The organism is Candidatus Omnitrophota bacterium, assembly GCA_028699255.1.
GTDB lineage: Bacteria > Omnitrophota > Gorgyraeia > 2-01-FULL-45-10 > 2-01-FULL-45-10 > FEN-1322.
The window spans coordinates 21,286-47,715 of sequence record JAQVUX010000001.1 but is presented as its reverse complement, the minus strand read 5'-3'; the positions used below and the strand labels follow the sequence as shown (position 1 = coordinate 47,715).

The 26,430-nt window shown below is 49.3% G+C and carries 27 protein-coding genes and 1 tRNA gene; 1 reads left to right on the top strand and 27 read right to left on the bottom strand.

What is annotated here, in order from left to right; genetic code table 11:
- Positions 1-262: 262 nt before the first annotated feature.
- The 26 genes from PHS46_00270 to recG form a co-directional block, all read right to left on the bottom strand.
- On the bottom strand, positions 263-535 hold the full coding sequence (locus PHS46_00270; protein ID MDD3904948.1) for a type II toxin-antitoxin system RelE/ParE family toxin: 273 nt from the start codon (positions 533-535) through the stop codon (positions 263-265).
- On the bottom strand, positions 535-765 hold the full coding sequence (locus tag PHS46_00265; protein ID MDD3904947.1) for an antitoxin, RHH family protein: 231 nt from the start codon (positions 763-765) through the stop codon (positions 535-537). The genes PHS46_00270 and PHS46_00265 overlap by 1 nt, the downstream gene beginning before the upstream one ends.
- Before the next feature lie 717 nt (positions 766-1,482).
- Positions 1,483-2,247, bottom strand: coding sequence for a retropepsin-like aspartic protease (locus tag PHS46_00260; GenBank protein MDD3904946.1), 765 nt, complete (start codon positions 2,245-2,247; stop codon positions 1,483-1,485).
- 6 nt (positions 2,248-2,253) lie between these two features.
- Positions 2,254-2,622, bottom strand: a complete 369-nt coding sequence (locus PHS46_00255) for a response regulator (protein ID MDD3904945.1) — start codon at positions 2,620-2,622, stop codon at positions 2,254-2,256.
- 4 nt (positions 2,623-2,626) lie between these two features.
- Positions 2,627-4,195: a citramalate synthase gene (cimA, locus tag PHS46_00250; protein MDD3904944.1), complete on the bottom strand. Its 1,569-nt coding sequence runs from the start codon at positions 4,193-4,195 to the stop codon at positions 2,627-2,629.
- Between the two features lies 1 nt (position 4,196).
- A complete protein-coding gene (locus PHS46_00245; protein MDD3904943.1) occupies positions 4,197-5,426 on the bottom strand; it encodes an aspartate kinase in 1,230 nt (409 codons plus the stop codon).
- 1 nt (position 5,427) lies between these two features.
- Entirely contained in the window at positions 5,428-6,636 is a 1,209-nt protein-coding gene (locus PHS46_00240; GenBank protein MDD3904942.1) for a cofactor-independent phosphoglycerate mutase, read from the bottom strand.
- A 2-nt stretch (positions 6,637-6,638) separates the two neighbouring features.
- Positions 6,639-7,697, bottom strand: a complete 1,059-nt coding sequence (gene thrC / locus PHS46_00235; protein ID MDD3904941.1) for a threonine synthase — start codon at positions 7,695-7,697, stop codon at positions 6,639-6,641.
- A gap of 7 nt (positions 7,698-7,704) precedes the next feature.
- Complete coding sequence (locus PHS46_00230) at positions 7,705-8,994, bottom strand: homoserine dehydrogenase (GenBank protein ID MDD3904940.1); 1,290 nt, start codon at positions 8,992-8,994, stop codon at positions 7,705-7,707.
- Between the two features lie 31 nt (positions 8,995-9,025).
- Positions 9,026-9,103: transfer RNA gene (locus tag PHS46_00225), tRNA-Pro, on the bottom strand.
- Between the two features lie 21 nt (positions 9,104-9,124).
- Positions 9,125-10,132 carry an NAD(P)-dependent glycerol-3-phosphate dehydrogenase gene (locus PHS46_00220; GenBank protein MDD3904939.1) on the bottom strand — a complete coding sequence of 336 codons (1,008 nt, stop codon included), beginning with the start codon at positions 10,130-10,132 and terminating at the stop codon, positions 9,125-9,127.
- 33 nt (positions 10,133-10,165) lie between these two features.
- Positions 10,166-10,627: a YbhB/YbcL family Raf kinase inhibitor-like protein gene (locus PHS46_00215; GenBank protein MDD3904938.1), complete on the bottom strand. Its 462-nt coding sequence runs from the start codon at positions 10,625-10,627 to the stop codon at positions 10,166-10,168.
- A 140-nt stretch (positions 10,628-10,767) separates the two neighbouring features.
- On the bottom strand, positions 10,768-11,538 hold the full coding sequence (locus PHS46_00210) for a hypothetical protein (GenBank protein MDD3904937.1): 771 nt from the start codon (positions 11,536-11,538) through the stop codon (positions 10,768-10,770).
- Entirely contained in the window at positions 11,510-11,881 is a 372-nt protein-coding gene (locus PHS46_00205; protein ID MDD3904936.1) for a hypothetical protein, read from the bottom strand. The genes PHS46_00210 and PHS46_00205 overlap by 29 nt, the downstream gene beginning before the upstream one ends.
- Positions 11,882-11,885: 4 nt before the next feature.
- A complete protein-coding gene (locus PHS46_00200; protein ID MDD3904935.1) occupies positions 11,886-12,848 on the bottom strand; it encodes a radical SAM protein in 963 nt (320 codons plus the stop codon).
- A 7-nt stretch (positions 12,849-12,855) separates the two neighbouring features.
- The gene (locus PHS46_00195) at positions 12,856-13,434 is read right to left on the bottom strand and encodes a rubrerythrin family protein (GenBank protein ID MDD3904934.1); all 579 of its coding nucleotides are present in this window, start codon (positions 13,432-13,434) and stop codon (positions 12,856-12,858) included.
- A gap of 82 nt (positions 13,435-13,516) precedes the next feature.
- A complete protein-coding gene (locus tag PHS46_00190; GenBank protein ID MDD3904933.1) occupies positions 13,517-15,676 on the bottom strand; it encodes a hypothetical protein in 2,160 nt (719 codons plus the stop codon).
- Positions 15,677-15,800: 124 nt separating this feature from the next.
- Positions 15,801-16,757 (bottom strand): ACP S-malonyltransferase, encoded by a 957-nt coding sequence (fabD, locus tag PHS46_00185; protein ID MDD3904932.1) that lies wholly within the window; start codon positions 16,755-16,757, stop codon positions 15,801-15,803.
- Positions 16,751-17,737 (bottom strand): ketoacyl-ACP synthase III, encoded by a 987-nt coding sequence (locus tag PHS46_00180; protein ID MDD3904931.1) that lies wholly within the window; start codon positions 17,735-17,737, stop codon positions 16,751-16,753. Before PHS46_00180 ends, fabD begins: the two co-directional genes overlap by 7 nt.
- Before the next feature lie 57 nt (positions 17,738-17,794).
- The gene (gene plsX, locus PHS46_00175; GenBank protein MDD3904930.1) at positions 17,795-18,784 is read right to left on the bottom strand and encodes a phosphate acyltransferase PlsX; all 990 of its coding nucleotides are present in this window, start codon (positions 18,782-18,784) and stop codon (positions 17,795-17,797) included.
- A gap of 17 nt (positions 18,785-18,801) precedes the next feature.
- The gene (gene rpmF, locus PHS46_00170; GenBank protein MDD3904929.1) at positions 18,802-19,002 is read right to left on the bottom strand and encodes a 50S ribosomal protein L32; all 201 of its coding nucleotides are present in this window, start codon (positions 19,000-19,002) and stop codon (positions 18,802-18,804) included.
- A complete protein-coding gene (locus PHS46_00165) occupies positions 18,983-20,152 on the bottom strand; it encodes an acetate kinase (GenBank protein MDD3904928.1) in 1,170 nt (389 codons plus the stop codon). Before PHS46_00165 ends, rpmF begins: the two co-directional genes overlap by 20 nt.
- 4 nt (positions 20,153-20,156) lie before the next feature.
- A complete protein-coding gene (gene pta, locus PHS46_00160; protein ID MDD3904927.1) occupies positions 20,157-21,140 on the bottom strand; it encodes a phosphate acetyltransferase in 984 nt (327 codons plus the stop codon).
- Positions 21,141-21,154: 14 nt separating this feature from the next.
- Positions 21,155-21,646: a pantetheine-phosphate adenylyltransferase gene (coaD, locus tag PHS46_00155; GenBank protein MDD3904926.1), complete on the bottom strand. Its 492-nt coding sequence runs from the start codon at positions 21,644-21,646 to the stop codon at positions 21,155-21,157.
- Between the two features lie 102 nt (positions 21,647-21,748).
- Positions 21,749-22,303: a 16S rRNA (guanine(966)-N(2))-methyltransferase RsmD gene (rsmD, locus tag PHS46_00150; protein MDD3904925.1), complete on the bottom strand. Its 555-nt coding sequence runs from the start codon at positions 22,301-22,303 to the stop codon at positions 21,749-21,751.
- A gap of 3 nt (positions 22,304-22,306) precedes the next feature.
- Complete coding sequence (recG, locus tag PHS46_00145) at positions 22,307-24,397, bottom strand: ATP-dependent DNA helicase RecG (protein MDD3904924.1); 2,091 nt, start codon at positions 24,395-24,397, stop codon at positions 22,307-22,309.
- A 52-nt stretch (positions 24,398-24,449) separates the two neighbouring features.
- Between recG and rpmB the strand changes: the two genes are divergently transcribed.
- On the top strand, positions 24,450-24,680 hold the full coding sequence (gene rpmB, locus PHS46_00140) for a 50S ribosomal protein L28 (GenBank protein MDD3904923.1): 231 nt from the start codon (positions 24,450-24,452) through the stop codon (positions 24,678-24,680).
- Positions 24,681-24,728: 48 nt separating this feature from the next.
- Here rpmB and recJ read toward each other — a convergent pair whose 3' ends face one another.
- Positions 24,729-26,408 (bottom strand): single-stranded-DNA-specific exonuclease RecJ, encoded by a 1,680-nt coding sequence (recJ, locus tag PHS46_00135; protein MDD3904922.1) that lies wholly within the window; start codon positions 26,406-26,408, stop codon positions 24,729-24,731.
- Positions 26,409-26,430 lie beyond the last annotated feature (22 nt).

Below are 26,430 nucleotides of genomic sequence, written 5' to 3'. Positions count from 1 at the left end.
AGGTAGGGGGCTTCGCCTAAATTTGCCATCGATGATGCTTAGGTTTTGTTAAATTACCCCTTCCACCTGCCTCCTTCTTCGCCCTTATTTTCCCTCTATACCATTCTTCAATATCTTTAGTGGTTGTGCCAAGCTTGGTAAATTTTTACGGCTCAACCCCCATACCTCGTATCCGTTTAACAGCTCAGCGATTTTCATCGCTCGGCACGGAGATTGCAATCTCACCCCACCCCGGGGTGCGCGCACTCATTCTTTTTAAACTCTAAACTCTGCGATAAACTTCCTTGTAAACATCTTTTCTATTGCCTATCATAATAATCACCACAGTAGTCGCTTCAACATGATAGATTACGCGCCAATCCCCCACTCGAAGTTTACGATGCCCTTTAAGACTTTGGCGTAATGGCTGGCCATATTGGATGGGATCGTTTTGAAGCCGGGCTTCAATGGCCTTACGGATACGCGCCTTTATGTTGGCCGGGATCTTCCGGATATCCTCTTTAACTTCCGGATGATATAGCAAGTCATACTTCATTACTTGCCCCACACGCTCTTATGGGAAATCGCTTTTTTGCGGCTGAAAGTGCGTTCGCGTTTTTTCGCTTCTTTAGCCCAAAAGCTATCCTCACAGAACTCCAACGCTTCCTTTATAAGGTCGCGGGCCTTCAGCGAAAGTGAAACCCCGTCCTTTTTTGCCATATCGACTATGGCAAAATACATCGGCGGTTCAAGCACTACATTGAGTCGAGGCATCTTGGTAGCCATATTTTTACCTCCATAATAAGTGTATCATAAGTGATGAACCCTGTCAAGAGCCCGCGCCTTCGCCCTGCCTTAATTATTCCTACCTCCGAAGCCCATCACACCTCCGAGGTAGGACCAATCTAAGTAATCCTTCCTCGGAGGTGAAAAACATTATTCGCTCCATCAGAAATGTGATGTGGCGATGTGGTTTGCGACGGCCTTACAATTTTTTATGGCTTGGTCTATCGCCTCTTCTCGTTTTCCGTGTAGCGGCGGAGCATAAAAAATTTTATGGAGCGAGACCGATCGCTGGAATCGGCCGAGCGTCCGGAGCAAACCACAGAGGCACAGCACATTTCATCGCTATGCTACAGAAAAATACGCAAAACCTTTGCCCACCTACGAGGAGAAAATACTTAGACTGGTTTCACCTCGTAGGTGATTCCGACCCTGTAGGTGATTCCGCGACTATAGATGATTCCGACCGAGTTACTCGTCTCGCTCTTCCCTGCTCCACCAGCATGAAAAAACGGTCTCGTGCAAAAATTTCGCGCTATCGGACGGCAGAACTTTCGGGTGCGTGCCGGAGCGAATCTTGAAATTTTCGATACCTTATGCCGATACAGGCTTCACCATCGAAAATTTCACGACAGCGAGCGAGGATGGCTAATCCGAGCGAGCGACGAGCGAAGGCACCACCCGAAAGTAAACGCCGCGGTAGTAAAGCGAAAAATTCCGTCATCCCGTTTTTTCCAGCGACATCTTCATGTTCTTCAAATCAATCTTGAGATTGAATCGGTTTAAGAATGTCATGCCGAGTAGCCCGTCCTTAAGGCCAACACCCGCGTCATCCAGAAGCACCCCGGCCATCACGCCCTTAACCTCAATGTCTTTGATCCGCACGCTCTTCAGCATGACTAATTTCGCGTCCACCTTGTGATCGCCCGCCAGCTGTAGAGTTATCCGGCCTTTACCCGGATCGCTTAAGTCGACCCCCAGTTGCTCGCCCATCCGCTTTGTCAGAACGACTATCGACGCGCCGGTATCGAGGACAAGTGTCGCTTTTATATTTTCGTTGAGCACCGCGTCGACCAGTATGCCCTTCGTCTCCTGATCGCGCGTCAAGTCTATCGTGCCCTCTTCCTTAGCTTCCCGCTCGGCGCGCTCGCGCTCTTCGCGATCCTGCCGCTCATATTCCTCGAAGCGCTTCTTGCGCTCCAACTCAAAGGCCGCCTCGCTCGCTTTCAACTCCTCGCGCCTCTTCGCCCATTTCTCCGTCAACATCCTGGACGCGGCGGGGTCGGAGCGCTCGATACTGCCGATTTCATTTCTGGCGCATGTTATCGTGCCGAACCCCACATCGATCTCGATAATATCGGCGTTCTCGCTTTTGACAATGCCCTCTATGGTGCCGCCGTTGGTAAAATATATCGTGTCCGCGAAAGAAAAACCCGCGGTCAACATCGTAGCGGCAAAGACTATCGGAATAATTTTTATATTCATCGTCGGTTATTTCAGCAGGCTGGCGATCCTGGCTAAAAGCGCTTCGATATCAAAAGGCTTTTCCATATAGGCATCAGCTCCGCAATCTTTGGCAAGTTTCAGGTTCTCTTCTTCCGCCTTGGCGCTTATTATTATGATGGGAGTCGCCACATAGCGTTTGTCCTTCTTGAGGAGATCGCAAACCCAATAGCCGTCCAGCTTCGGAAGCATGAGATCGAGCAGTATCAGATTGGGTTTTTCTTTGTGCGCCTTTTCGAGCCCTTCCTTGCCGTCAAAAGCGGTTATCACTTCGTAGCCATTCGTCTCTAAGCGCATCTTGAGAAGGTAACAGAGTTCGCGCTCATCCTCGACTATCAATATCCTGCGTGCGGCCATGCATTTAAGCTTTCATGTCTTTGAGCAATTTATATTCGACCGAATCGACGAGCGCCTGCCAGGAGGCCTCGATAATATTCTCCGAAACGCCCATCGTCCACCATGAATCGGACTTGTCCTGCGACTGAATAAGCACGCGAACACGCGCGGCGGTGCCTTCTTTTTCGTCAAGGACCCTTACTTTGTAGTCGGTAAGATGCATCTGCGCGATATTGGGATAAAACTTCGCCAATGCCTTTCGTAAAGCGCTGTCGAGCGCGTTAACCGGGCCGTCGCCTAATGAGGCGGTATGCTCGATCTCACCGTCGACTTTAAGGTTGATCGTCGCCTCGGTAACCATCTTGCCGCCCTTCTTCTGCTCGATTATGACCCTGAAATTTTCCAGATCGAAGAAATCTTTGAATTTCTTCATTATGCGTTTTATGAGAAGTTCCAGCGACGCCTCAGCCGACTCGAAATGATAACCTTTATTCTCGAGCGCCTGGAGAGTCTCGAGTATCTTCTTCGTCTTGTCGGCATCCTTGGGAAGATCGATATCGAGATCTTCCGCTTTTTTGCGTATCATCGAACGGCCGGACAGTTCTGAGATGAGAAGCCGCCTGTGATTGCCGATCGCATGAGGATCTGTGTGCTCATACGTTTCCGGATTCTTCAGGATAGCGTTTACGTGAACGCCCGCCTTATGCGCGAAGGCGCTGTTACCCACAAACGGGGCGTTGTCATTCATCTTAAGATTGGATATCTCCGCTACGAACCTGGCGACTTCGGTAAGTTCGCGCAGTTCCAGCCGGGAAATACAATCCACACCCAGTTTAAGTTTAAGATTGGCTATTATCGAGATAAGATTCGCGTTGCCGCAACGCTCCCCGTAGCCGTTGACCGTCCCATGAACCTGTAGGCATCCGGCCTGGACGGCGGCGATGGAGTTGGCCACCGCCATATCGCAATCGTTATGGCAATGGATACCGAGCGGCGTGCTGATAACGGCTTTGACCTCCTCGACGATCTCGAAAAGTTGGGACGTTAAAGTTCCGCCGTTAGTGTCGCAAAGTATTATCCTGTGCGCGCCGGCACCCTCCGCCGCGGCGAGCGTTTTAAGCGCGTAGGCTTTATTGGCCTTGTAGCCGTCAAAGAAATGCTCCGCGTCGTAAAAAACGGTTTTACCTTTTGATCTTAAAAATTTTATCGAATCCCCGATCATCCTGAGGTTCTCGTCGAGATCCACCTTAAATACGTCGCGGACATGCAGATCCCAGCTCTTGCCGAATATCGTTATGTATTTCGTATCCGCCGCGAGAAGGCCTTTGAGCACGTGGTCGGAGGCGGCTTTGGATTTGGCGTGCATAGTACTGCCGAAAGCCGTAATCCGTGAATTTTTAAGCTTCAATTTCTTTACTCTGGAGAAAAATTCCATATCCTTCGGATTGGCTCCCGGCCAACCGCCCTCGATGAAATGGATACCGAGCTCGTCGAGCTTCTCCGCTATCTTAAGTTTATCGCTGACCGAGAACGAGATGCCTTCGGATTGCGCGCCGTCACGCAGGGTAGTATCGTATAATTCGATTTTCGCCATATTAACCGCTCTTCTTTCCTAATCCGAATTTTTCGTGGATAGCTCTCACCGCTTCCTGGCCGTTCTTCTTGGCTACCACGCACGATATTTTTATCTCGCTCGTAGATATCATCTCGATATTGATGCCCTTGTCGGCAAGCGCGGCGAACATGTCGGCGGCAACGCCGGAGTGGCTCTTCATGCCTATGCCCACTATCGACACTTTCGCCATGTCCTTATCAAATGTTATGTCGCCGGCGCCGACCTTGCGCGCGATCTCCTTCGCGGCTTTGATCGTTCTGGCGAGATCCTCTCCCGGGACGGTAAACGACAGATCTGTGGCGCCTGTCCTGGAAACGTTCTGGACTATCATATCGACGTTTATATCTTTATTCGCTATGCCTTTGAATATTCTGGCGGCTATGCCCGGCTTATCCGGCACATCACATATAGTTATCTTGGCCTCTTCTTTGTTCAGAGCAACGCCCGAAACGACAATATCTTCCATCGCTTTTACCTCCTTGGAAATTATGGTGCCCATTTTATCGGAGAAGCTCGACCTCACATGAATAGGCACTCCGAACTTCATGGCAAATTCTATCGAACGCGGCTGGAGCACCTGGGCGCCCAGCGACGCAAGCTCGAACATCTCTTCATAACTTATCCGGTCTACCTTGCGCGCGTCCGGCACTATCCGCGGATCGGCGGTGAATACACCTTCCACGTCCGTGTACATCTCGCACGATTCCGCGCCCAGCACTTTCGCGAGCGCAACGGCGGTAAGGTTCGAGCCGCCGCGGCCTAATGTGGTAATGTCCTGACTTAAACTTAGCCCCTGGAACCCGGCCACTATCACTATCTTGCCGGCCTTCAGCGCCTCCACTATGCGTTTGGCGTTTATATCGACGATACGCGCTCGCGTGAAAGCATTGTCGGTCTTTATGCCGACTTGCGCGCCGGTAAAAGAGACCGCGTCTTCGCCGAGCTCGTGGATCGCCATAGTCAGAAGCGCGCACGAGACCTGCTCGCCCGTCGATAGAAGCATATCGAGTTCGCGCTCGGACGGATTTTCCGTCACCTCATGGGCGAGCTCGATCAATTTATCGGTGGAGTCTCCGAGGGCGGAAACGACCGTTACGACGTCAAATCCTTCCTTCCGGGACTTAACGACTCTGCGCGCGACATTCTTTATACGTTCGATATCTGCAACGCTGGTGCCGCCGAATTTTTGGACTATTATAGACCTTGCCATATCACACCTTTTTAATAAGTTCTTCCGTAAGTGCCGCGCCGGTTTTAAACTTGACCTTGCCTGCGACGGCATTTTTTTCGCTGAATGAATCAAAACCGTTGTGCTCGACCGACTTTCCAGCCATAACGAACGGCGCGGGATCGGAGACATGAGTCCTGAGCGCCACGGGCGTGGCATGATCCGAGAGCACCATTACCCTGTAATCCTGGGTGTTTTTGAGAAAATTCCATACCGGCCCCACCACGAATTTATCAAAGTTCTCGATCGCGGTTATCTTCGCTCTTAATTCTCCGTTGTGTCCGGCCTCGTCCGGGGCCTCGACATGCACGAATATAAAATCTTTTGTTTTCAAAAGCTCGACGGCATATTCACCCTTGCCCTGGTAATTTGTATCATAATAACCGGTAGCGCCCGGCACGCTCACGACTTCGAGTCCAGCTATCTTGCCTATACCGTTTACCAGGTCCACCGCCGATATCACAGCACCATCGATGCCAAACATACCTTTGAACGTCGGCATATTCGGATTCGTGCCCTGGCCCCATAGCCATATCATATTCGCCGGGTTCTCGCCGAGATCGACGCGGACTTTATTTATCTCGTGCTTCTCGAGGATACCCCTGGACTCTTCCATGAGTTCGTTTAAAAGCTCGGCGCCGCGGCCTTCGGGAAGGCTTTTGGTAATATCTTTGAGCGCTATATCGTGCGGAGGCACACAGTTCGCTTTTTTCAAATCGGCCAATTCGTCCGGAGATTTCGCTTTCACGACGAGAAGGTTGCGATAGCTCTTCCCGTGATAAAATTTCACTCTATCCGACCCGAGCTTCTGGCTCAAGCACTCGATAAGTGCTTTGGATTCCTTGTCGCTTATGTGGCCGGCGCTGTAATCGGCCATGATGTTGTTATTTATGGTAACGAAATTACAACGGAACGCCACTTCATCTTCTTCGATCTCGATACCTATATTTGCCGCCTCGAGAGGGCCGCGGCCCGTATAGTAAGCCTTGGGGTCATAGCCGAGTATCGACATATTCGCGATGTCGCTGGCCGGCTTCATTCCGCGCGGGATCGTCTTCACGAGGCCCACGAGGCCTTCTTGTGCCATCTCATTCATATTGGGGATCTTCGATACCTCGAGCGGCGTCTTGCCGTCAAGTTCCGCAATAGGGTAATCGCTCATCCCGTCGCCTACAAGAATAGCGTATTTCATCTTCAGAATCCTATCTCCTTCAATACCAATCCGATCTTCGGTTCCAATACAACCGGTTTCTCGACACTCGCTATGGCCCTGTCCGGGTCTTTCAAGCCATGGCCGGTCAGGACGCAAACGATTTTTGCCCGTCCGGTGTTCTTAAAATATCCGGTTTTAGCGAGCTTCAAAATCCCCGCGACACTCGCCGCGCTCGCCGGCTCGACAAAAACACCTTCCTTCGTGGTGAGAAGTTTATACGCTGAGAGTATCTCCTCGTCGGTAACCATATCGATAAGGCCGCCGGATTCGTCCCGCGCGGCTTCGGCCTGTTTCCAGCTTGCGGGATTGCCGATCTTTATCGCGGTCGCTATCGTAACCGGATTTTTGACCGGATGGCCGAGCACTATCGGTGCGGAGCCGGCGGCCTGAAAACCGAGCATCTTCGGGAGAGTCTTGCTTAAACCTGCTGATTTATATTCTTTATAACCTTTCCAGTACGCGGTGATGTTACCGGCATTGCCCACCGGGATAGCGTGAAACTCCGGGGCCTCGCCCAGCGCGTCGCAGATCTCGAAAGAGCCGGTCTTCTGCCCTTCTATCCTGTACGGATTCAATGAATTGACCAAAGTTATCGGGTACTTAGAGGCGACTTCTCTTACGAGCTCCAAAGCGTCGTCGAAGTTGCCTTTTATCGCTATGACCTTCGCCCCATGAATGAGCGCCTGGGAAAGTTTGCCCAGAGCGATGGCGCCTTCCGGTATCAATACCGCCGATCTTATACCGGCCCTCGCGGAGTAAGCCGCCGCCGATGCCGAAGTATTGCCGGTCGAAGCGCAGATAACCGCCTTCGACCCCTCTTCCGCGGCCTTCGAAACCGCGAGCGTCATGCCCCGGTCTTTGAACGAACCCGTCGGGTTAAGGCCTTCATATTTAAGATAGACCTCGATCCCTTTACCTATAAGCGAACTTACATGACAGGCATAAATGAGCGGAGTATTACCTTCGCTTAAAGTAACGACCGGAGTTTTATCGCTTACCGGAAGAAACTTCCTGTATTTATCTATTATCCCTTTCCACATATCGACTCTATCCCTCTATCCTTATCCTGACGGATTTTTTCTTTATGACGCTCATCGCATCTATCTCTTTAAGGGCTTTTCGCATATTGCGCTCGAGGGCTTCGTGTGTCATCATGATTATCGGCACTACGCTCGCAGACTTTCGTTGAAGTTGTGTCACGCTCGCGATGCTGATATCGTATTTGGCCAGCACGCCTGATATTTTTGCCAACACGCCGGGCCTGTCCATAGCCGAGAACCTTATGTAATATTTCGTCCTGACCTCGTCCATCTTTTTGACGCCGGAAACATCTTTCCGGAATGGAACGCTGTCCGACGATTTATAATCATCCGACATACTCTTCGCGATAGCCACTATGTCGCTGACAACCGCGCTTGAAGTGGGCAGACTACCCGCTCCCTGGCCGTAGAAAAGATTCTCACCGACCAGATCGCCTTTAACAAATATCGCGTTATAGACACCATTTACGCCCGCGAGAAGATGCTTCTGCGATATAAGCGTAGGATGCACCCGCAGTTCCGCGGACTTGCCGTCCCTCTTCGCGATAGCCAATAATTTTACCGCATAACCGTATTCCTTGGCGAACTGCAGGTCACTCGGTTCGATATCGCCTATGCCCTCGGTATATATGCCGTCCGGTTTAACCGCCAGGCCGAATCCCAACAATGCCAGCACCGATAGCTTGTGCGCGGAGTCGCCGCCGGTTATGTCGAGCCGCGGATCGCGCTCGGCGTATCCTTTTGCCTGGGCCGCGGAGAGCGCGGCGTCGAAACTTATCCCTTCGTCCATCATCTTCGAAAGTATGAAATTGCTCGTCCCATTTATAATGCCGTAAATAAGATCTATCCTGTTCGCGATAAATCCTTCTTTCAACGCGCGGATAATAGGAATGCCGCCGCCGACGCTCGCCTCAAATCCTACGGAAAGTCCCAGGGTATTTGCGAGAGTGAATATCTCGGGCCCGGAATCCGACAGGAGCGCCTTATTGGCGGTAACGACGTGCTTACCCTGCCGCAACGCCTCGAGAACGATGTCCTTTGCGGGAACTATACCGCCCATGAGCTCGACGACTATGTCGATCCTGGGATCGTACAATATTTTCCCGACGGACTTGGTTAATATGCTCCGCGAAACTTTGACAGGACGCTTACGCTTAAGGTCTTTGTCGCAAATCATGGCGACTGTAATATCAAGCCCGCTCTTCTCTTTCAAAAGCTTACGCCTTGAAATGAGCGCGCCGGCCACGCCTGCGCCTATGGTTCCGAAACCGATTATGCCTACTTTTATTTTTCGCATCTAATACCTCTTATAGTTCAAAAAAATAGAATGGTCGGGGGGAAGAGATTTGAACTCTCGACCCCTTGCACCCCAAGCAAGTGCTCTAGCCGGACTGAGCCACCCCCCGATAAAAATATTTTAAATCAAACTAATTCCCGTCTTCCACTTTAGGCGAGCGCGTCATTAGATCGCGAACCGCCTTTCTCGGGTCTTTGTTCTCATAAAGAACCCTGTATATTTCCAAAGTTATCGGCATCTCTACTTTATGCTTGATCGAAAGGTCGCGCGCGGATTTCGCGGTGGCCACACCCTCCACCACCATAGCCGTCTCATTCAAAATATCTTTCAGTTTTTTACCTTTACCGATCTCTTCACCGAGCCACCTGTTCCTGGAATGCGGGCTTATGCAGGTAGTGGCGAGATCTCCAAGGCCGCTCAGGCCATAGAATGTCTCTTTCTTCGCGCCCATCGCGACACCCAGCCGGACGATCTCCGCGAGTCCTCTGGTCAAAAGCGCCGCCTTCGCGTTCGCGCCGAAACCCAGAGCGTCGCTGGCGCCCGCCGCTATCGCTATTATATTTTTAAGAGAACCGCCGAGCTCAACGCCTGTCACGTCGTCACTCGTATATACGCGGAAACTCTCGGTCATGAACACATCCTGAGCCTCTTTCGCCAGCGCCATGTCGGGCGAGGCCGCTACAACCGTCGTCGGAGCGCCGTTCGCGACCTCGAGAGCTATCGTCGGCCCGGAGAGCGCTGTAAAAGGCCGCGGGCCCAGCACCTCGCAGATCACTTCCGAGATCCGCAGTAAAGTATTATTCTCGATGCCCTTGGTAACGCTTATAAACCTCTTCCCGCCGAGCTCCTCCATCTTCAGTATCGCGAGCACCCCGCGGGTAAACTGCGACGGCGCGGCCAGTACGACCAGCTCTTTGCCGGACAAAGCCTCGCTCATCGATGAGGTGAACCTGACATTGCGCGGTATCTTTATTCCGGGCAGGAACTTCGCGTTTTCACCGGTTGACTTGACAACCTCTATCTGCTCCGGAAACGCGCCCCAAACCGTTACAGCGCAACCCTTTTTAGCCAGCAGTACGGCAAGCGTAGTACCCCACCCACCGTCACCGATAACAGCTATATTTTTATTATCAGGCATAGTATATAATTTTATTATAGATAATAGGTTATGTCAATATCTCTTATATCGCCCCATCGCTTGAGCCTGGGCTATTATGTGGCCGGTCATAGCATTTTCGAGCTCCGCTTTGGTAGCGCGGGGTTTTAACGCGAGCAGTGTATCGAGCGCGTAAAGCTTAAAGTAATACCTGTGCACGCCTGATGGAGGGCACGGAGAGCCGTAACCTACCTCATTCGAGTCATTTATCCCTTGCGCGGCACCGTTTTCAAGAACCTCTTTATGTGGTACGCCTTCGGGTAATCCCGTCAATCGCGGCGGTATATTAAATATCACCCAATGAACCCACGTCCCCCGGGGCGCATCCGGATCATCGCTTATAAGCGCGATGCTCTTTGCCTGCGACGGGACGCCCGACCACTCGATCGCGGGCGACAGCTCGCTACCGTCACATGTATATTTCGCCGGTATCATCTCTCCGTCCTTAAAAGCGCCGTTCGCAACGACAATATTCATACGCACCTCCTGTATCAACCGCGTAGACTCCTGTGTCAACCGCGTAGGTTGGCCAGTAATTTCACTCGAATAACCTACGCGGTTATCCCACCCAAAAACAAGCATGAGCGCCGCCAGTGCCGGAATAACCGCTTCCATCCTCACCTGGCTATCTCCATCTTATACAGATCGCTATATGTGCCGGTCAGCCACAAGTTTTTTCCGTCCCACGATATTCCTGTCGTCCGTGACACCGGCGACCGAAAAGCCCCGATTATCTCCCGCTTTTTCATATCGATTTTGTACACCAATGGATCGTACCAGCTCGTTATCCATAAATATTTACCGTCCCACGCCATGTGCGCCGGTTCCTGAATATCCTGAATGGACATGACATTGAGAAGCTTCATTCCGCCGTCCATCTCTAAAAGATCGAACTTAGTGCCCATCCCTCTCGTCCAGGTTATTACGAATAATTTTTCGCCGTTCCATACCACGCCTGCCGGGTGCGCCGGTGAAAGCGAAACCCAGGCCTCCGGTTTCAGCTTATCGTTCTCTAATCGCGCTTTGTACAATTTCTTCTCATCCCAATCGGTAACAAAAAGCAGATCTTCTGATTTGCGGGATATGGCTTCGGTAAATCCCGCGATCGATTCTATGTCGAATACCCTCCTGCCCGACTCGGTATCGATAACCCAGACTTTGCCTTTTTCGCCGTTAGCAACCCATATATTGCCGCCGTCGGAAAAAAGCCCTTCGTGATACCCTTCCGGCAAAAGTATCCTCGCGACCACTTTTGCCGGGATAGCCTCGTAAGCCGGGGATTTCTTCAGAGCCTCCCGGGATGCTGAAAAAACAGGCAATGGACTTAGTATTAGAAGGCTTGCGATAAACGCGGCGATTTTATTCGGTCGGAGGATTGACAGTATCATTATCCGCGCTCTTTTCCACTAAGGTAAGCTTTGATCGTAGATATTTTATCTCTTCTGTAAGTATCTTATTCTCGTCTTCAAGATTTTTTAAACGCTCATTGATCCGCGTAAAATTGCGCGCGGCATATTGATCGGAGCTCTCTTCGACGGACGTGGAATTGTTGCGCCTCTGCATCCGCGCGCCCTGCGGCAGGAGGACATTCACCCCTTCTCCGACCTTACGGACTTCCATGCCCGACTCAGGAGATGATGCGTCATCCATCCCGTCGGTATCGTAAGCTGACGCTAAAATCGTACTGAAAATTATCGCGCCTGCCAAAAATGCGATCTTCACAGCGTTCATATCGTCATCCTTTCAGCGCCGCAACAAGCGTCGCTCCCGGCGCTTCCGTCAGAATATAGCGGCAGAAAAAGCAGTGATTACTTGTTTTGCCCGGGAATACAAAACCGAGTTCTATAAGTCGATTTCTGATGCGACTTAAGCCAAGTTTAAATATAGCATACAGGACGCGGTTTTTGCGAATATTTTTAAGCATACCGCGAACCGTATCCGTCTTTATGTTTCCTACGGTAAAAATATCCAAATCCGAAGCATAGCCACAGCACGGCTTTACCGATCCATCCGACTCAACAAAGAATACGTTGCCGGGGCCTTTACAGAAATCCTCCTTAAACCATTTCCCATCCCATGGATCTTTTAACCGGCCGGCGCGCCCTACCGGCGAAAGCTCGATTCGGCCTATCGATATAAAAATCCTGGCGGATTTTATATGCGGATGACTGCCGCCGAAACCATGAAGACGCGCGCCGAGAAGCCGGGCGAGTTTATTCAGCTTACTTTTCGTCTCCGCGTCCCGTCCTGTAACATATACGATCGACACCATGTCCGGGCGAGACCACATTTCCTGAGCAGTTTTAATAAAATGCGACAGCTTGTTGATATCCTGCCGATGATAAGCGTCGACGCTTACGCAGATCGAGCCGTCGTATCCGGCACGCGACAATCTGCCGAGCGCCTCTTTTAATTGTGAGCGGTTTTTATACCACACGCCGTTGGTGGTTATCCTGTCGAAAACAAAGCCTTCCTTGACGGCGAATTCGATAATCTTACATAAAAAATCACCGGCGAGAAATGGTTCCCCGCCGGTGAAGCCCATCCGATCTATACCGCGCTTCTTACTGTCGAGCAAAAACTTTTTCGTAAACCCTAAAGATAGCGCCTGCTCACCCTTTGTGGCATGGCAATGTACGCACGCGAGATTACAGCGCTGGGTAGGCGACAGCAGTACCTCTTCCGGTCTAAATGCCATCCTATTTTTAATAATTCCCGGCGAGAAGTTCATAGAACGCGCGTGGATGCTTGCATGCGGGGCATTCGGCCGGCGCTTCTGCGCCTTCGAATATATATCCGCAATTTATACAGTGCCACTTGACTGCCGCTTTCTTTTTAAATACCTCTTTCTTCTCTATATTCTGAATGAGTTTCCTGTAGCGCGCCTCATGAAACATCTCAACCTTCGCAATCTCTTCGAAAGAATGCGCTACGTCGGAAAAACCTTCACCCGCAGCGACCCTGGCAAAATCAGCGTAAAGCTTCGACCACTCCAGCTTTTCACCGGCCGCGGCCGATTCCAGATTAGATTTAGTATCCGCTATCTTTCCGGCGGGATAGGCCGCCGTTATTTCCACTTCCCCGCCCTCAAGATATTTAAAAAACACTTTCGCGTGCTCTTTTTCATTACCGGCGGTTTCTTCGAAAATATTAGCTATCTGTTCAAACCCCTCTTTCCTGGCGGCACTGGCGAAGTACGTATACCGGTTTCTCGCCTGTGACTCTCCGGCAAACGACGCGAGCAGATTCTTTTCCGTCTGACTTCCTTTAATCGACTTTGGCATACTTACAGCCCTCCCTTTAGTATTTATTCATATGATACATCATTTTGAGGTTAATTCAACTCTATTCTTTGGCGGGATATAACTATTTAGTATTCTTCAACATGCCGTTAATCTTGCCTGTGAAATCGTTCATCATACTCTTCATTTCTTCTTCAAGACGTTGTTTATTAGGCTCAATATATGCATTGCGGTATTTTACTTCCTGTTGCAGTATATATTCTGCTTCAAAAATACGCTTTTCCGTCTTTCTCATCTTATCAAGTATCTTCTCCAAATCACAGGGGGGCAGTTTCTTAAGATCTTCCCTGGTCATATTTGGGTTAAGGACATTATTAGATTTTAATATCTCTATGCTCTTTTCCATATCTCTAACGATATTATCATAATAAGGTTTTGCCGCGGACATAAACTCTGACACCATTTTCTCTTTTGCGCTGTTTAAATCCGAGAATATCGCTTTAACACTGGCTATATCCCCGCTATTTAAAAGATCCGGAACCGCCTGCGCCATAAGCAGATCGGCAACTGCATTTATAAGATCCTGCTTCGCCTGTTCAATCTCAGCGCTATCTACCCCTGCCATTTGGGCCCCGTTTATTTCCTCTAAAAACCCGCTAATTGAGATCAGTACCTCTCTTTGCGTCGCATCAGGATTTTTAACAATATCTGCGAGGACCGTTCCTATATTCCCATCCATAAGAACAAACATATCGGTACCTATGAAGTTTTCAGAAGACGGCTCTTTGGACACACCATCAAGAGAAAGTGCATTTTGTCCAAAAAGATTCATCGTAAAAAGAAGACTAGCATCTTTAGCATTTAAAGTGCTAGCACTTTGATTATAAAACGTATCATTGGAATTGGATAAAAGGTAATATCCAAATCCTATTACCGTTCCATCGCTCAGAACCGCGGCGGTATTATACGGTATACCCTCGGTAAGTTGCTCCGCCTCCCGCACTTCGAATGTGCTATGAAGTGCGGCATAATCGTTCGCCCATTCATTATTAATTACATAAGAATAATGCTCCTGAGTAGCAGTAAACGCCTGATTATTTATATATTCATACGCGTAGTTGGCGGCATAATCAGTGGTATCATTGGCGGCATTTACCCTTGCCACAGAATAAATCGTCTCCAGAAAAGCGGCATGCTCATCCCCAATGCGCGTGACGGCCGTAGAATAGTCCCATCCGGTCACTGTAGTAGTTACGTAAGCTCCATTGCTATATTGAAATGACTGCGATGCCTCATCCCAGTGCGCTTCTTGCACGGAAGAATCCCATACCGTTTCCGTCCACTCACCCCACGCTACCCATTTATACTGCGATTCATATTGCGTTATCGTCTCATACGTTGTTCTGGTGGCAAATTTCTCGGAAGAGATAGTTTGAGTAAGAACTATATTATATCCGATTATGTTTGAACTCAATGGATCGTCTGAATCATAAACAGCTACTGGCGAATAATCGCCAGAGGTATATTTACTGTTCATATACTCATAAATCCCGGGGGTATTTTCCACATATTCTACAATTATTTGCTCCGTACCATCGATAGACCATCCCAATGAATACGTTTCAATATGCTCTACGGTACTTTGCACGGCAACAGAGCCCACATCTTCTATCTTATATCCACTAAGCAGAAGATTCAGGGCATTCTGATATGCCTGTCCGGAGCTATACTCCTTCGCTACGGCAGAATCCCACAAAGTGAAAAAATTAGTGTCATATGATGCCTGCCATAGAGCATTATATTTGTTGGTATAATCCTCAAAATTTACTATTTCTCTTGCGCCGCTCTTGAGAGTAATCTCATAGTTGCCACTCCCAAGATTAGATATGCCAGTAACCAAGCCATCTGGTGACATGGGCGTTGTAATTGTGCTGGCGGTTCTCGCTATGGAGTTTCGAGCGCTTTGCTTCATTTGAAGTTTTGGCTTAGCAGGAGTTTTAACAGTACTCTCTTTTACATCTTTAGTTAATTTATTCTTGACTACCTCAATTAGGCGGCTGAGAAGCGATTTCGGTTGCTGTTGTGCTTTATTGCGCAACGCCTCAGATCTCTGCATAAACACATTCACATAAGATGGCCCAAATACATAGGAAGTCGATCGGTAGCTACGCTCAATGCCATCCTCAGCGAATGAGCTACTTATGTTCCATCCTATGAGCGACATCGTAAGCGCTATCGTTAGTATAATGAAACCTATTATACTTGCCATTCTCAGCGTTTTCATAATTTCCTCCGCTTAAAGCGCACTCACATCTCATCTCGTATATATAGGTAGTATTTTATTCTCCTAATATAAGTATAACATACTTTTAATAGATGACAAGCATATTTTTCTACATTTTTAATTTTTAACGCATTGGGCTATTTTCGTCAGGCTGGGAGGATAATGACATGATATCGTGATGAGTTGCTATGCTCTTAACCGATAATTTCAAATCTATCTTCTTTAAAATACCTTTTAGCACCTGTCCTGGGCCTATTTCAACGAATGATCCGATTCCGCTATTGCTTACGAGCCGTATCGATTCTTCCCATAGCGTTTTTGTATTTACTTGAGCTATGAGATTAGCCCTTATAATTACCGGGTCGGTCTGAACCTTGGCATCGACATTACTTATAAACGGGATCGACGGTTGCGATATTTGTATGGTTTCGATATAATCTTTCAATTTATCGCGCGCTGGGGTCATTAGCGAAGAGTGGAATGGCCCGCTCACATCCAGCAGTAACACTCTCTTAGCGCCCTTCTCTTTCGCAAGACCCGCGAATAATTCTATATTCGTGGTTTTCCCGGAAACGACCACCTGCCCGGGACAATTAAGATTGGCTATCTCGCACCCTATCCCCTTACACAATGTCTCTATCGTCACTGGATCCATGCCTATGACACAGGCCATCTTGCCGGGGTTCTTTTTCGACGCCTCTTCCATTAGCTCGCCGCGCTTCTTGACGAGAATAAGGGCATCCTCAAATTTCATGCTTCCCGCGGCTACGAGAGCGCTATACTCGCCGAGGCTCAACCCGAGTGAAAACTTCGGAACGATTTGTGAATAATATGGCGTTGTTTCCAATACCTTCAGCGCGGCGATGCTCAACGTCAATATTGCCGGCTGGCTTATCCTGGTAGTCGACAATTCTTCCTTAGGCCCTTCAAAACATAATTTCTTTACGTCGAACTTCAGGATCTCATTAGCCCTATCGAATACCTCTTTGGCTTGCGGGTAATTATCGTAAAGGTCCTTCCCCATCCCCACATATTGCGCGCCCTGCCCCGGAAATATTAAAGCCGTATCAACGCTTACCATTCGATAACTATCGCTCCCCATGTAAGCCCGCCGCCGAACGCATCAAGGAGCATCTTTTCGCCCCTCTTGATCCTGCCTTCTTTTACCGCCTCGACTAACGCCACCGCGCTTGAAGCGGCCGACATATTGCCGTACTTTTCAAGATTTAAATATATCTTATCCGGCGTCAACCCCATCCTCTTGGCAACAGCATTGAGAATACGTATATTAGCCTGGTGCGGTATTACCAATTTTATATCGGTAGCCTGCAGGCCTAACGGCTTGGTCACTTCCAAAGCGGCATCTGCCATTATCTTTACCGCGTGTTTAAATAACTCTGCGCCATTCATTTTGATACAATGGAGATTGCTTTCGACCGACTGTTTTGTGGCCGGTATCTTCGAACCGCCGGCGGGTAGCTTTATAAGGTCGCCGGCCTTACCGTTCGCGCCCAGATAAACTGAAAGTATGCCTCCCTTATCGACCGGCCCCAGGATGGCCGCGCCCGCACCGTCACCAAATAAGACGCACGTATTCCTGTCGGTCCAGTCGGTTATGGCTGAGAGCTTTTCGGCCGCCACCACAAGAGCATGCTTGTAGGTGCCGGATTTTATGAACTGGTTTGCAATGGCAATACCGTATATAAAACCGGAACAGGCCACGCTTACATCAAAAGCAGGCACCGTTCTTGCGCCTATCTTCTCCTGCACAAGACACGCCGTAGCGGGAAAGAACATGTCGGGTGTTATCGTAGCGACTATTATAAGATCAATGTCCGCGGCGGTAAGGCCCGCATCCTTCAGGGCGCGTTTCGCGGCCTCGGTAGCCATATCGCTGGTCGCCTCGTCTTCACGGGCGATACGCCGCTCTTTTATGCCGGTACGCGATACGATCCATTCGTCGGTAGTATCGACCATCTTCTCGAGATCCTTATTGGTCAGGATCTTTTCGGGAAGATACGCGCCCAATCCCAGTATTCCAACCTTTCTCTCTGCACACATATAAAACTCCCTATCTTATCCAAAGCGAAATCCCGCCCTCGCTGACTCCCGGCGGGATTAGTAACTCTCCAACTCCTCGACTATATGCTTATTAACACCCAGCGTCATGAATTCACCGGCAACTTTTATAGCATTCTTTATCGCCTTGGGATTTGAAGACCCGTGGCTTATAATACACCTTCCGTCGACACCCAAGAGCGGCGCGCCGCCATATTCCGAATAGTCCATCTTCTTCTTTAAACCGTTGAAAGCCGAAGCCGCGAGTGCGGCTCCTAGCGTAGCGATAACGTTCGCCTTTATCTCTTTCTTTAAAAGTTTTACTATCGTATCCACGACGCTCTCGGACACTTTAAGTATAACGTTTCCTACGAAGCCATCGCACAATATTATATCCGCGGTACCGGCATATATGTCGCGGCCCTCTATGTTGCCGATAAAATTAAGTTTTGATTCGCTGAGAAGAGTGTGGGTTTCTTTGATGAAATCAGTACCCTTAGATTCTTCCTCTCCCACATTTAATAACCCTACCGTAGGATTCGGTTTGTGTAGTATATATCGCGAGTAGGCATCGGCCATAATACCGTACTGCAAAAGATGCAGAGGTTTCGGATCTATGTTCGCGCCCACATCGGTAATAACCGAGGTCCCTTTCAGGGTCGGAATACAAATGGCTATGCCCGGCCTCTCTATGCCCGGTAAAAGCCGTAGCGACAGGGTAGCCGCGCACACTACTGCACCGGTATTCCCCGCGCTGACAAACCCGTCGGCCTCGTCGCGCTTCAGCATTTCGAGACCCATAACGATGGAGGATTTCCTCTTCCTCCTCACCGAAAGCGCCGCCGGCTCGTTCATCTCGATACGTTCCGGAGAATGCACTATCGATATCTTACCTCTACCGCCGCCGCGCTTATCGAGCTCAGCTTTTATAAGCGCCTCGTCTCCGATAAGTACCAGATCGTAACCAAACTCTTCTACGGCCTGGATAGCACCTTCAACCTCAACCGCCGGCGCCATATCACTGCCCATAGCATCGATTACTATCTTCATATTCCCCTCTTTATAGGTTATTTCTTCTTCTCAACCTTCGTCTCGATCACTATCACTGGCTTGCCTTTATAATAGCCGCAGAACGGACACACCCTGTGAGGTAATCTCGCCTTTTTACATTGCGGGCACGTCGAAAGATTCGCGGCGTAAACCTTACTATTTGCACTGCGCCGTTTGTCTCTCCTCGCTCTCGAATGTTTACGTTTTGGATTTGGCATTTCTCCTCCTTCGTATTATGTTGTACGTATCACGCGCGATCAAAAGTTCTTCGTTCGTCGGTATCACAAGAAACCGCGCTTTACCAGGAACTACACCTTTAAGCTCTCTTGATATCCTCTTGACTATCCATGGGTTATGTTCGCCTATGCCGGCAGTGAATATTACCGCGTCGAGTCCGCCCATTGCCGCCTGATAGGCGCCGATATATTTTTTGATCCTGTAAATGAACATCTCGATTGCGAGCTTGCATCGTTTTGCGGCTTGACCTTTAAGCCTCGCTCCTTTTAAAATATCTCTCATATCGTTACTGACGCCGGAGACACCCAGAAGCCCGCTCTCTTTATTCAAAATATCATTCACGCGCTCAAGTGTCAGGCGCTCTTTTGAAAGAATATACAATACCGCCGCCGGATCAAGATCCCCCGAGCGCGTTCCCATTAAAAGCCCCTCGAGTGGAGTAAACCCCATCGAGGTATCTATCGACTTACCGCCCGAAACCGCGGCCATACTACAACCGTTGCCCAGGTGACAGGTAACGAGCTTGAGCTGTTTGGCCGGACATTTCAATATCCGGGCCGCCTTTTCCGAAACATATCTGTGGCTCGTACCGTGAAAACCATAACGCCGAACACCGTACTTCGTATAAAATTTGAACGGTAAGCCGTACAGGAACGCCTCTTCCGGCATCGTCTGATGAAACGACGTATCGAATACTGCTACCTGGGGTATACCCTTCAATATCGATGAACAGGCCCTTATGCCGCAAAGCGATGGCGGGTTATGAAGCGGCGCCAATTCGCTGTATTTTCGTATCGATGCGACAACTCTATTTGTGAGAAGGATCGATTCTTTAAATTCTTCACCGCCGTGAACAACCCGATGGCCTATCCCGGCTATCTCTTCTTTGGACTTTATAACACCATAAGGCCCATGGATGAGCGCATCGACTATTATTTTTATAGCCACGGTGTGGTCACCGCACGAAACCCGCTTTGCGAACGCGCCGTTGCCGTTCGCCTCATGATTAAGCATGGCCCCCGTCGAGCCTATACGTTCGACTAAACCGCGCGCCAGCGACTTACGATTACGCACATCAAAGAGCTGGTACTTCGCCGATGAACTACCGCAATTTATAACCAGAATAAACACTTTATCAAGCCCTTACCGCCGTTATGGCAACCGCGTCTATTATATCATCCGGAATACAACCACGCGAAAGATCGCTGGCCGGTTTTGTAAATCCCATGAGAAGCGGCCCTACCGCCCGTGCTTTAGCCAGGCGCTGGGTAAGCTTATACGCTATATTCCCGGAATTAAGATCAGGGAATATCAGGACGTTGGCCTTACCTGCTACTTCGCTTGCCGGACATTTTATCGCGGCAACTTCCGGGTCCAGAGCACTGTCCACCTGAAATTCACCGTCTATTAATATACCGGGGGATACCTCTTTTGCGCGCTGTACGGCTTCCTTTACTCTATCTACGAGCGGCCCTTCGGCGCTACCCTTGCTGGAATAACTCAAAAAAGCTACCCTGGGAATCTTACCCGTTAATTTCTCAAATAGGTCCGCCGATGACACGGCTATACCCGAAAGCTGTCTGGCATTCGGCTCAGGATTAACGCCGCAATCCGCATAGATAAACGTACCGTGTTCGCCATACGGGGAATCCGGCACAACCATTAAAAATGACCCGGCGACAACGCCGATCGTTTTATCGATCCTGAGACAGCGCAATGCCGCTCTCACGGTATCGGCGGTGGTATGGGATGCCCCCGCCACAAACCCATCGGCTTCGCCGCGCCGCACGAGAAGTCCGCCAAATATAAGATAATCTTCCCTGACCGTTTTATGAGCTTCTTCCGGGGTTATGCCTTTGAGTTTCCGGAGCTCGTAATACTCCACCGCCATCGCGTCGATATCTTTATACTTTTCCGGATCAATTATCCTGAGTCCTGATCTGTTTTTACTTTTTATTGAGCCGGCAATTTTATCTTTACCTATTAAAATTATTTTGGCTATCCCGTTATCAAGTATGTATTCCAGCGCTTCCATAGTACGAGCGTCGTCGCTTTCCGGGAGGACTATGGTCTTTCCCGCCGCTTTCGCTCTCGCCCTTATCTCCTCGATCATCCCCACTTTCCTACCTCTTTCTATTTACTAGTGATCTTTTTCTTTAATGCTACTGCCGTCTTCTCCGGTATAAAATTACCGACATCCGCTCCGAGCGAAGCGGCCTCTTTTATAAGCTTGCTCGAGATGTAGGAATAGTCCTCGCGCGGCATCATGAAGATAGTCTCTATGTCGCCGGATAGCTTTCGATTCGTGAGTGCCTGCTGGAATTCGTATTCAAAATCAGAGAGCATTCGTAAGCCCCTTATCATGACCCTGGAGCCGCATCTTTTTACGTACTCTACAACCAGACCGTCAAAATCGTCGACCTCGACGTTATCCATGCCTTCAACTGCGTCCTTGAGCATAGCCACGCGCTCAGCCACATTGAACAGTACGCCTTTGGATTTGCTATGAGCGACCGCCACTATAACTTTATCGAATATCCGCGCGGCCCTTTTTATAAGGTCGATATGACCGTAGGTTACGGGGTCAAATGTTCCGGGATATACGGCTATTTTAGCTTTGTCCATATGTCTCTCTTAACGTAAAACTCAAAACTTATGCGCCGATTCGCGACTTTTGGATATTCAGGTCCGAAGGACGAAAGCGGCTTTGAGTTTTGAGTTTTGAGCTCAACCCTGTTTTCTGAATATGGTTATAACCGTGTCCCCGTACCTGCGTTCTTTTTCAGGGACAAGGCCGGAAAATTCTTCCTCAAGACTGTCGGCCTTAAAATGCTCCACTACAATCCGGCCATTTGGTGATAAAATATCATAATTATCAATATAAAGCAAGCACTTTTTGGCCATATCCTTATGATAGGGCGGGTCGACAAAGATAAGATCGAACACCTCCCCGTCTTTTTCCAGACGCTCAAGTACCATATATGCGCTGGATCGCAATATCCCATATTTAGACTCCGGTATATGCAAAGACTCTACATTGGCGGTTATCGTCTTCAGACAATGCGAGTTATTCTCAACAAATACCGCATGCCCGGCACCTCTCGATAAAGCCTCAATGCCATAAGCGCCGCTACCTGCGAATAAATCCAGTACCTTTAAACCGCTGACATCGGTAAGTATGTTAAACACCGCCTCTCTTACCCTATCCTGTGTGGGCCTTACATCAGCTCCTTTGGGCATCTCGATTATCCGCGACCTGTACTCTCCGCCTATTACACGCATGCTTTATCCTATGCTTAGCAGTCCCGGCACACCCTTAAACTTTTCCTTAAGCGCGCTTCGTAGCGGCTGGTGGTGTTCTTCGGCTAACGCCGGGTCTTTTTCTATTAATTCAAACGCCTCTCTCCGGGCGTGCTCCATTATATCAAAATCTTTCAATATATTGCCGAATTTTATTTCCGGCAGGCCATGTTGCTTCGTGCCGAAGAACTCGCCCGGGCCGCGAATACTGAGATCCTCCTCCGCTATGAGAAAACCGTCGAGCGTATTCTCGACGGCGCTGATGCGCTTGGCCGCTTCTTCCGTCTTCGGATCCGCAAGTAGTATGCAGTACGACTCATGCTCGCCGCGGCCCACCCTGCCTCTTAACTGATGTAACTGCGCCAGCCCGAATCTTTCGGCATTCTCGACCAGCATCACGGAAGCGTTCGGCACATCTATACCGACCTCTATTACAACGGTCGATACGAGAACTGCTATCTTCCCTTTTTTAAAATCTTTCATGGTCTTGTCTTTTTCCTGCAAGCTCATCCTGCCATGCAGAAGCGCGACGGTGTGCTCGGGGAATATTTCAGTTTTAAGTTTTTTAAATATCTCAGCGGCTCCCTGCCCGCGCGCATCGGATCCAATCTTGCCATTTATCAGCGGACAAACCACATATGCCTGGCGGCCCTTCTCAAGCTCTTCCTTCACAAACTTATAGGCTTCGGCGCGCTTGGCCTCTTCGACCCAATACGTCTCTATAGGCTTGCGCCCTTTCGGCATCTGCTTTATTACCGAGATATCGAGGTCACCATAAACGGTAAGCGCCAGCGTCCTGGGTATAGGTGTCGCCGTCATTACAAGTATATGCGGGTTACGCCCCTTCGCCTTCAGCGCCGCCCTCTGTGTTACGCCGAATTTGTGTTGCTCGTCTATCACGGCCAGTCCCAGATCTTTAAAACGGACCGTCTCCTGGATAATGGAATGCGTCCCAACTACGATATTTACCATACCGTTCTCAATTTCTTCCGCAACGGTTTTTTTCGTTGCGGGATCCATACCGCCTATCAATAACGAAACGTTGATGCCCAACGGCATCAGGAGTTCGCTCAAGGCGATGAAATGCTGTCTCGCCAATACTTCCGTCGGCGCCATAATCACGCCCTGGAATCCGCTCTGCACCGTCAAGACGAGGGCGTAGGCGGCAACTATCGTCTTGCCGCTACCGACATCGCCTTCCAAAAGACGGTTCATGGGACGCCCCGAAGACAGATCGCGCGATATCTCCGCCATCGCATCCCTCTGCGCGCCGGTAAGTTCAAAAGGCAGGTTATCTTTAAACGCGGCTACAAGCTCGCCCGATATTTTGTGCGCAAGGCCAGGCGCTATATTTTTTGAATGGGATTTTTTAACAGCGAGCGCCAACTGCAACATAAAGAATTCTTCGAACACGATCCTCCTGTAAGCCTTCTCGAGATTTTTGAATTTGGCAGGAAAGTGTATATTGTGTATGGCGAATTTTATATCGACAAGTTTTTCCCGGGCGATAAGATAGGTCGGTAGTTTTTCTATGAGATATTTACAGCATTTCGCCAGAGCCGCATCGGTAAGGACGCGCATATATCTTTGGGCAAGCCCGTCCGTAGACGGGTATATGGGCACGATCCTGCCGATATGGAGAGAGCCTGCGTCATCCGGTTCGAGTATCTCATATTCGGGCTGGAGTATCTGAAGTTTATCATGGGCTTCTATCTTGCCATAGAGTATGACGTGCTGTCCTTTCCTGAAATAATCCTTGAGGTACGGCTGATTGAACCATGTCGCGTGAATAAAACCGGTCTTGTCCGCCACGGCTATCTGGAAAAACCGCCGCCCCGACTTCGCGATGCGATTGGAGCACGTTACCACCTCACCTTCGACAGTGCGGTATTCACCCGGCGTCAGATCCCTAACAGCCGTCAGATTAGAGCGATCCTCGTAGCGCGCAGGCAGATAGTAGAGCAGGTCTTCGGCAGTGTTTATATCAAGCTTCGCCAATAGCTCGCTCTTTTTTGGTCCTACCCCTTTAAAATACCTAACCGGGGTTTTTAAAATGTCTTGTTTTTTCTCTTGCATTTAAAGGCTTCCTGTGTTACTATATGCCCTCACAAAAACGGAGCGAATAAAAATGTCAAAAATATGTTTGATCTGCGGTAAAAAACCTGTTGCCGGACGCACACTGGTCCGCCGGGGCCTTGCCAAGAAAAAAGGCGGCGTTGGCCAGAAGATAACCGGTATAACGGCACGCAGGTTCATGCCGAATTTAAAAACCGTCAGGGCGATAATCGACGGTACTCCAAAAAGAATCCGCGTTTGCGTCAAATGCCTCAAAGCAGGCAAAGTCGTAAAAGCCATTTAGAGCGATTATACATCATTTCATTCATTTCTTCAAAAATAATCCTTACGGCTATTTTATGTCTTTTATTTCCAGCTGGATGGATTGGACGCCTTGCCAATTATTTATGGAAGGTATGTACGCGAGGTCTATATCGGAACCTGCCTTCGGCATATCGAAGTTGCCCCTGCCGAAAGTTATCGCTTCACAGGTAACAGCTTTATCTGTTACCCATAATTTAAACCCTGATTTACCTATCTGGCGCGGGCCGTCTTTAATATTCAACTTTCGGGATGAAAGCACCGGGCGCGGGTTCTCGGAACCGAAAGGCGCGAGCGCCTCGATTTCCCGGATCACTTCCTCATTTAAACTACCAAGCGGCACATCCATCTCTATCTCGAGCTTGGGGCTGAATATGCTTTCATCCACGTCCTTAAAAGCTTCCGCATTTATCAGTTCTGTGAACTTCGATATATTATCTTTTTCTATAGTTATTCCGCAAGCGGCTTCATGACCGCCGAATCCGGCCAATAGATCCTTACAGCGTAAAAGATATTCGAATAAATGAAAACCATCTATACTGCGGCCGGAGCCCTTCCCAACCTTACCGTCGAGCGATATAAGTATGGTGGGCCTGTAAAATCTGTCCGCTATCCGCGACGCTACTATCCCTATAACCCCGGGATGCCAATTTTCACTCGCGAGAACTATTACTCGATGATCCTTAAAATTAACTTCTCTCTCCACCTTATCGAGCGCCTCGTCCAGTATCCGCGCCTCTATCTTCTGCCGGCTCCTGTTCTCGGTACTCAATACTTTTGCCAGCTCTGTGGCGGTATCGATATTGTCGCTCAGCAACAGATCTATCGCCTTCTGCGGCGAGCCGATTCTGCCCATGGCGTTTATCCGCGGCCCGAGTACAAAACCTATGTGCCCGCTGGATATGTTACCATCCAGTCCAGAAACTTCCATTAGCGCCCTCAAGCCTACTCTCTCGCGCCTGCTAAGTTCGTCAAGCCCATGCTTCGCGAGAACGCGATTCTCGCCTACCAGTGGCGCGATATCCGCCACCGTCCCAAGACTTACCAGGTCGAGGAAATCTTCGGCAAAATGAGACGTGCCGTCGTACAGGGCTTTAACAAGTTTATACGCAAGCCCTACGCCTGCCAGGTGTTTAAACGGATATTTACAGTCTTTCTGGAGAGGATTTATTACGGCATAAGCCATAGGAACTTTCGCGCCTACAATCTCATGATGGTCGGTAATTATAATATCTACTTTTAAAGCGGCCGCATGTTCCGTTTCTTTGAATGAAGATATGCCGCAATCGACCGTTATAATAAGCTTAACACCATCATGATGCGCGCGTTTTATCGCGGATAAGTTAAGTCCGTACCCTTCCTCGATTCTATTCGGAATATAGGTCGTGGCATTAGCGCCAAGCGTCTTGAGGGCGGAATATAAAAGAGTAACGCTCGTCATACCGTCGACATCGTAATCGCCATAAACGAGTATCCGTTCTCCGGAGGATATCGCTTTTCTGATCCTCGAAACAGCTTTATCCATATCCTTCAGAAGAAACGGGCTGTGGCAGGACGCCAGGGAGCACTTCATGAAATCGGAAGCCACATCGATGGTCTTGATGCCGCGGTTTACAAGAAGCTGGGCGGTAACTTTCGAAATATTCAGAGCGGAAGAAAGATGATCCTGTACCTTAGGATCGGACTCTCTGATTTTCCATATCTTTTGCACAAAGATCCTTATAAACTCGAGA

Coding starts and splice junctions, on each gene's coding strand:
- PHS46_00270 (MDD3904948.1), bottom strand. CDS start 535: ATGAAGTATGACTTGCTATATCATCCGGAAGTTAAAGAGGATATCCGG.
- PHS46_00265 (MDD3904947.1), bottom strand. CDS start 765: ATGGCTACCAAGATGCCTCGACTCAATGTAGTGCTTGAACCGCCGATG.
- PHS46_00260 (MDD3904946.1), bottom strand. CDS start 2,247: ATGAATATAAAAATTATTCCGATAGTCTTTGCCGCTACGATGTTGACC.
- PHS46_00255 (MDD3904945.1), bottom strand. CDS start 2,622: ATGGCCGCACGCAGGATATTGATAGTCGAGGATGAGCGCGAACTCTGT.
- cimA (MDD3904944.1), bottom strand. CDS start 4,195: ATGGCGAAAATCGAATTATACGATACTACCCTGCGTGACGGCGCGCAA.
- PHS46_00245 (MDD3904943.1), bottom strand. CDS start 5,426: ATGGCAAGGTCTATAATAGTCCAAAAATTCGGCGGCACCAGCGTTGCA.
- PHS46_00240 (MDD3904942.1), bottom strand. CDS start 6,636: ATGAAATACGCTATTCTTGTAGGCGACGGGATGAGCGATTACCCTATT.
- thrC (MDD3904941.1), bottom strand. CDS start 7,697: ATGTGGAAAGGGATAATAGATAAATACAGGAAGTTTCTTCCGGTAAGC.
- PHS46_00230 (MDD3904940.1), bottom strand. CDS start 8,994: ATGCGAAAAATAAAAGTAGGCATAATCGGTTTCGGAACCATAGGCGCA.
- PHS46_00220 (MDD3904939.1), bottom strand. CDS start 10,132: ATGCCTGATAATAAAAATATAGCTGTTATCGGTGACGGTGGGTGGGGT.
- PHS46_00215 (MDD3904938.1), bottom strand. CDS start 10,627: ATGAATATTGTCGTTGCGAACGGCGCTTTTAAGGACGGAGAGATGATA.
- PHS46_00210 (MDD3904937.1), bottom strand. CDS start 11,538: ATGATACTGTCAATCCTCCGACCGAATAAAATCGCCGCGTTTATCGCA.
- PHS46_00205 (MDD3904936.1), bottom strand. CDS start 11,881: ATGAACGCTGTGAAGATCGCATTTTTGGCAGGCGCGATAATTTTCAGT.
- PHS46_00200 (MDD3904935.1), bottom strand. CDS start 12,848: ATGGCATTTAGACCGGAAGAGGTACTGCTGTCGCCTACCCAGCGCTGT.
- PHS46_00195 (MDD3904934.1), bottom strand. CDS start 13,434: ATGCCAAAGTCGATTAAAGGAAGTCAGACGGAAAAGAATCTGCTCGCG.
- PHS46_00190 (MDD3904933.1), bottom strand. CDS start 15,676: ATGAAAACGCTGAGAATGGCAAGTATAATAGGTTTCATTATACTAACG.
- fabD (MDD3904932.1), bottom strand. CDS start 16,757: ATGGTAAGCGTTGATACGGCTTTAATATTTCCGGGGCAGGGCGCGCAA.
- PHS46_00180 (MDD3904931.1), bottom strand. CDS start 17,737: ATGTGTGCAGAGAGAAAGGTTGGAATACTGGGATTGGGCGCGTATCTT.
- plsX (MDD3904930.1), bottom strand. CDS start 18,784: ATGAAGATAGTAATCGATGCTATGGGCAGTGATATGGCGCCGGCGGTT.
- rpmF (MDD3904929.1), bottom strand. CDS start 19,002: ATGCCAAATCCAAAACGTAAACATTCGAGAGCGAGGAGAGACAAACGG.
- coaD (MDD3904926.1), bottom strand. CDS start 21,646: ATGGACAAAGCTAAAATAGCCGTATATCCCGGAACATTTGACCCCGTA.
- rsmD (MDD3904925.1), bottom strand. CDS start 22,303: ATGCGTGTAATAGGCGGAGAGTACAGGTCGCGGATAATCGAGATGCCC.
- recG (MDD3904924.1), bottom strand. CDS start 24,397: ATGCAAGAGAAAAAACAAGACATTTTAAAAACCCCGGTTAGGTATTTT.
- rpmB (MDD3904923.1), top strand. CDS start 24,450: ATGTCAAAAATATGTTTGATCTGCGGTAAAAAACCTGTTGCCGGACGC.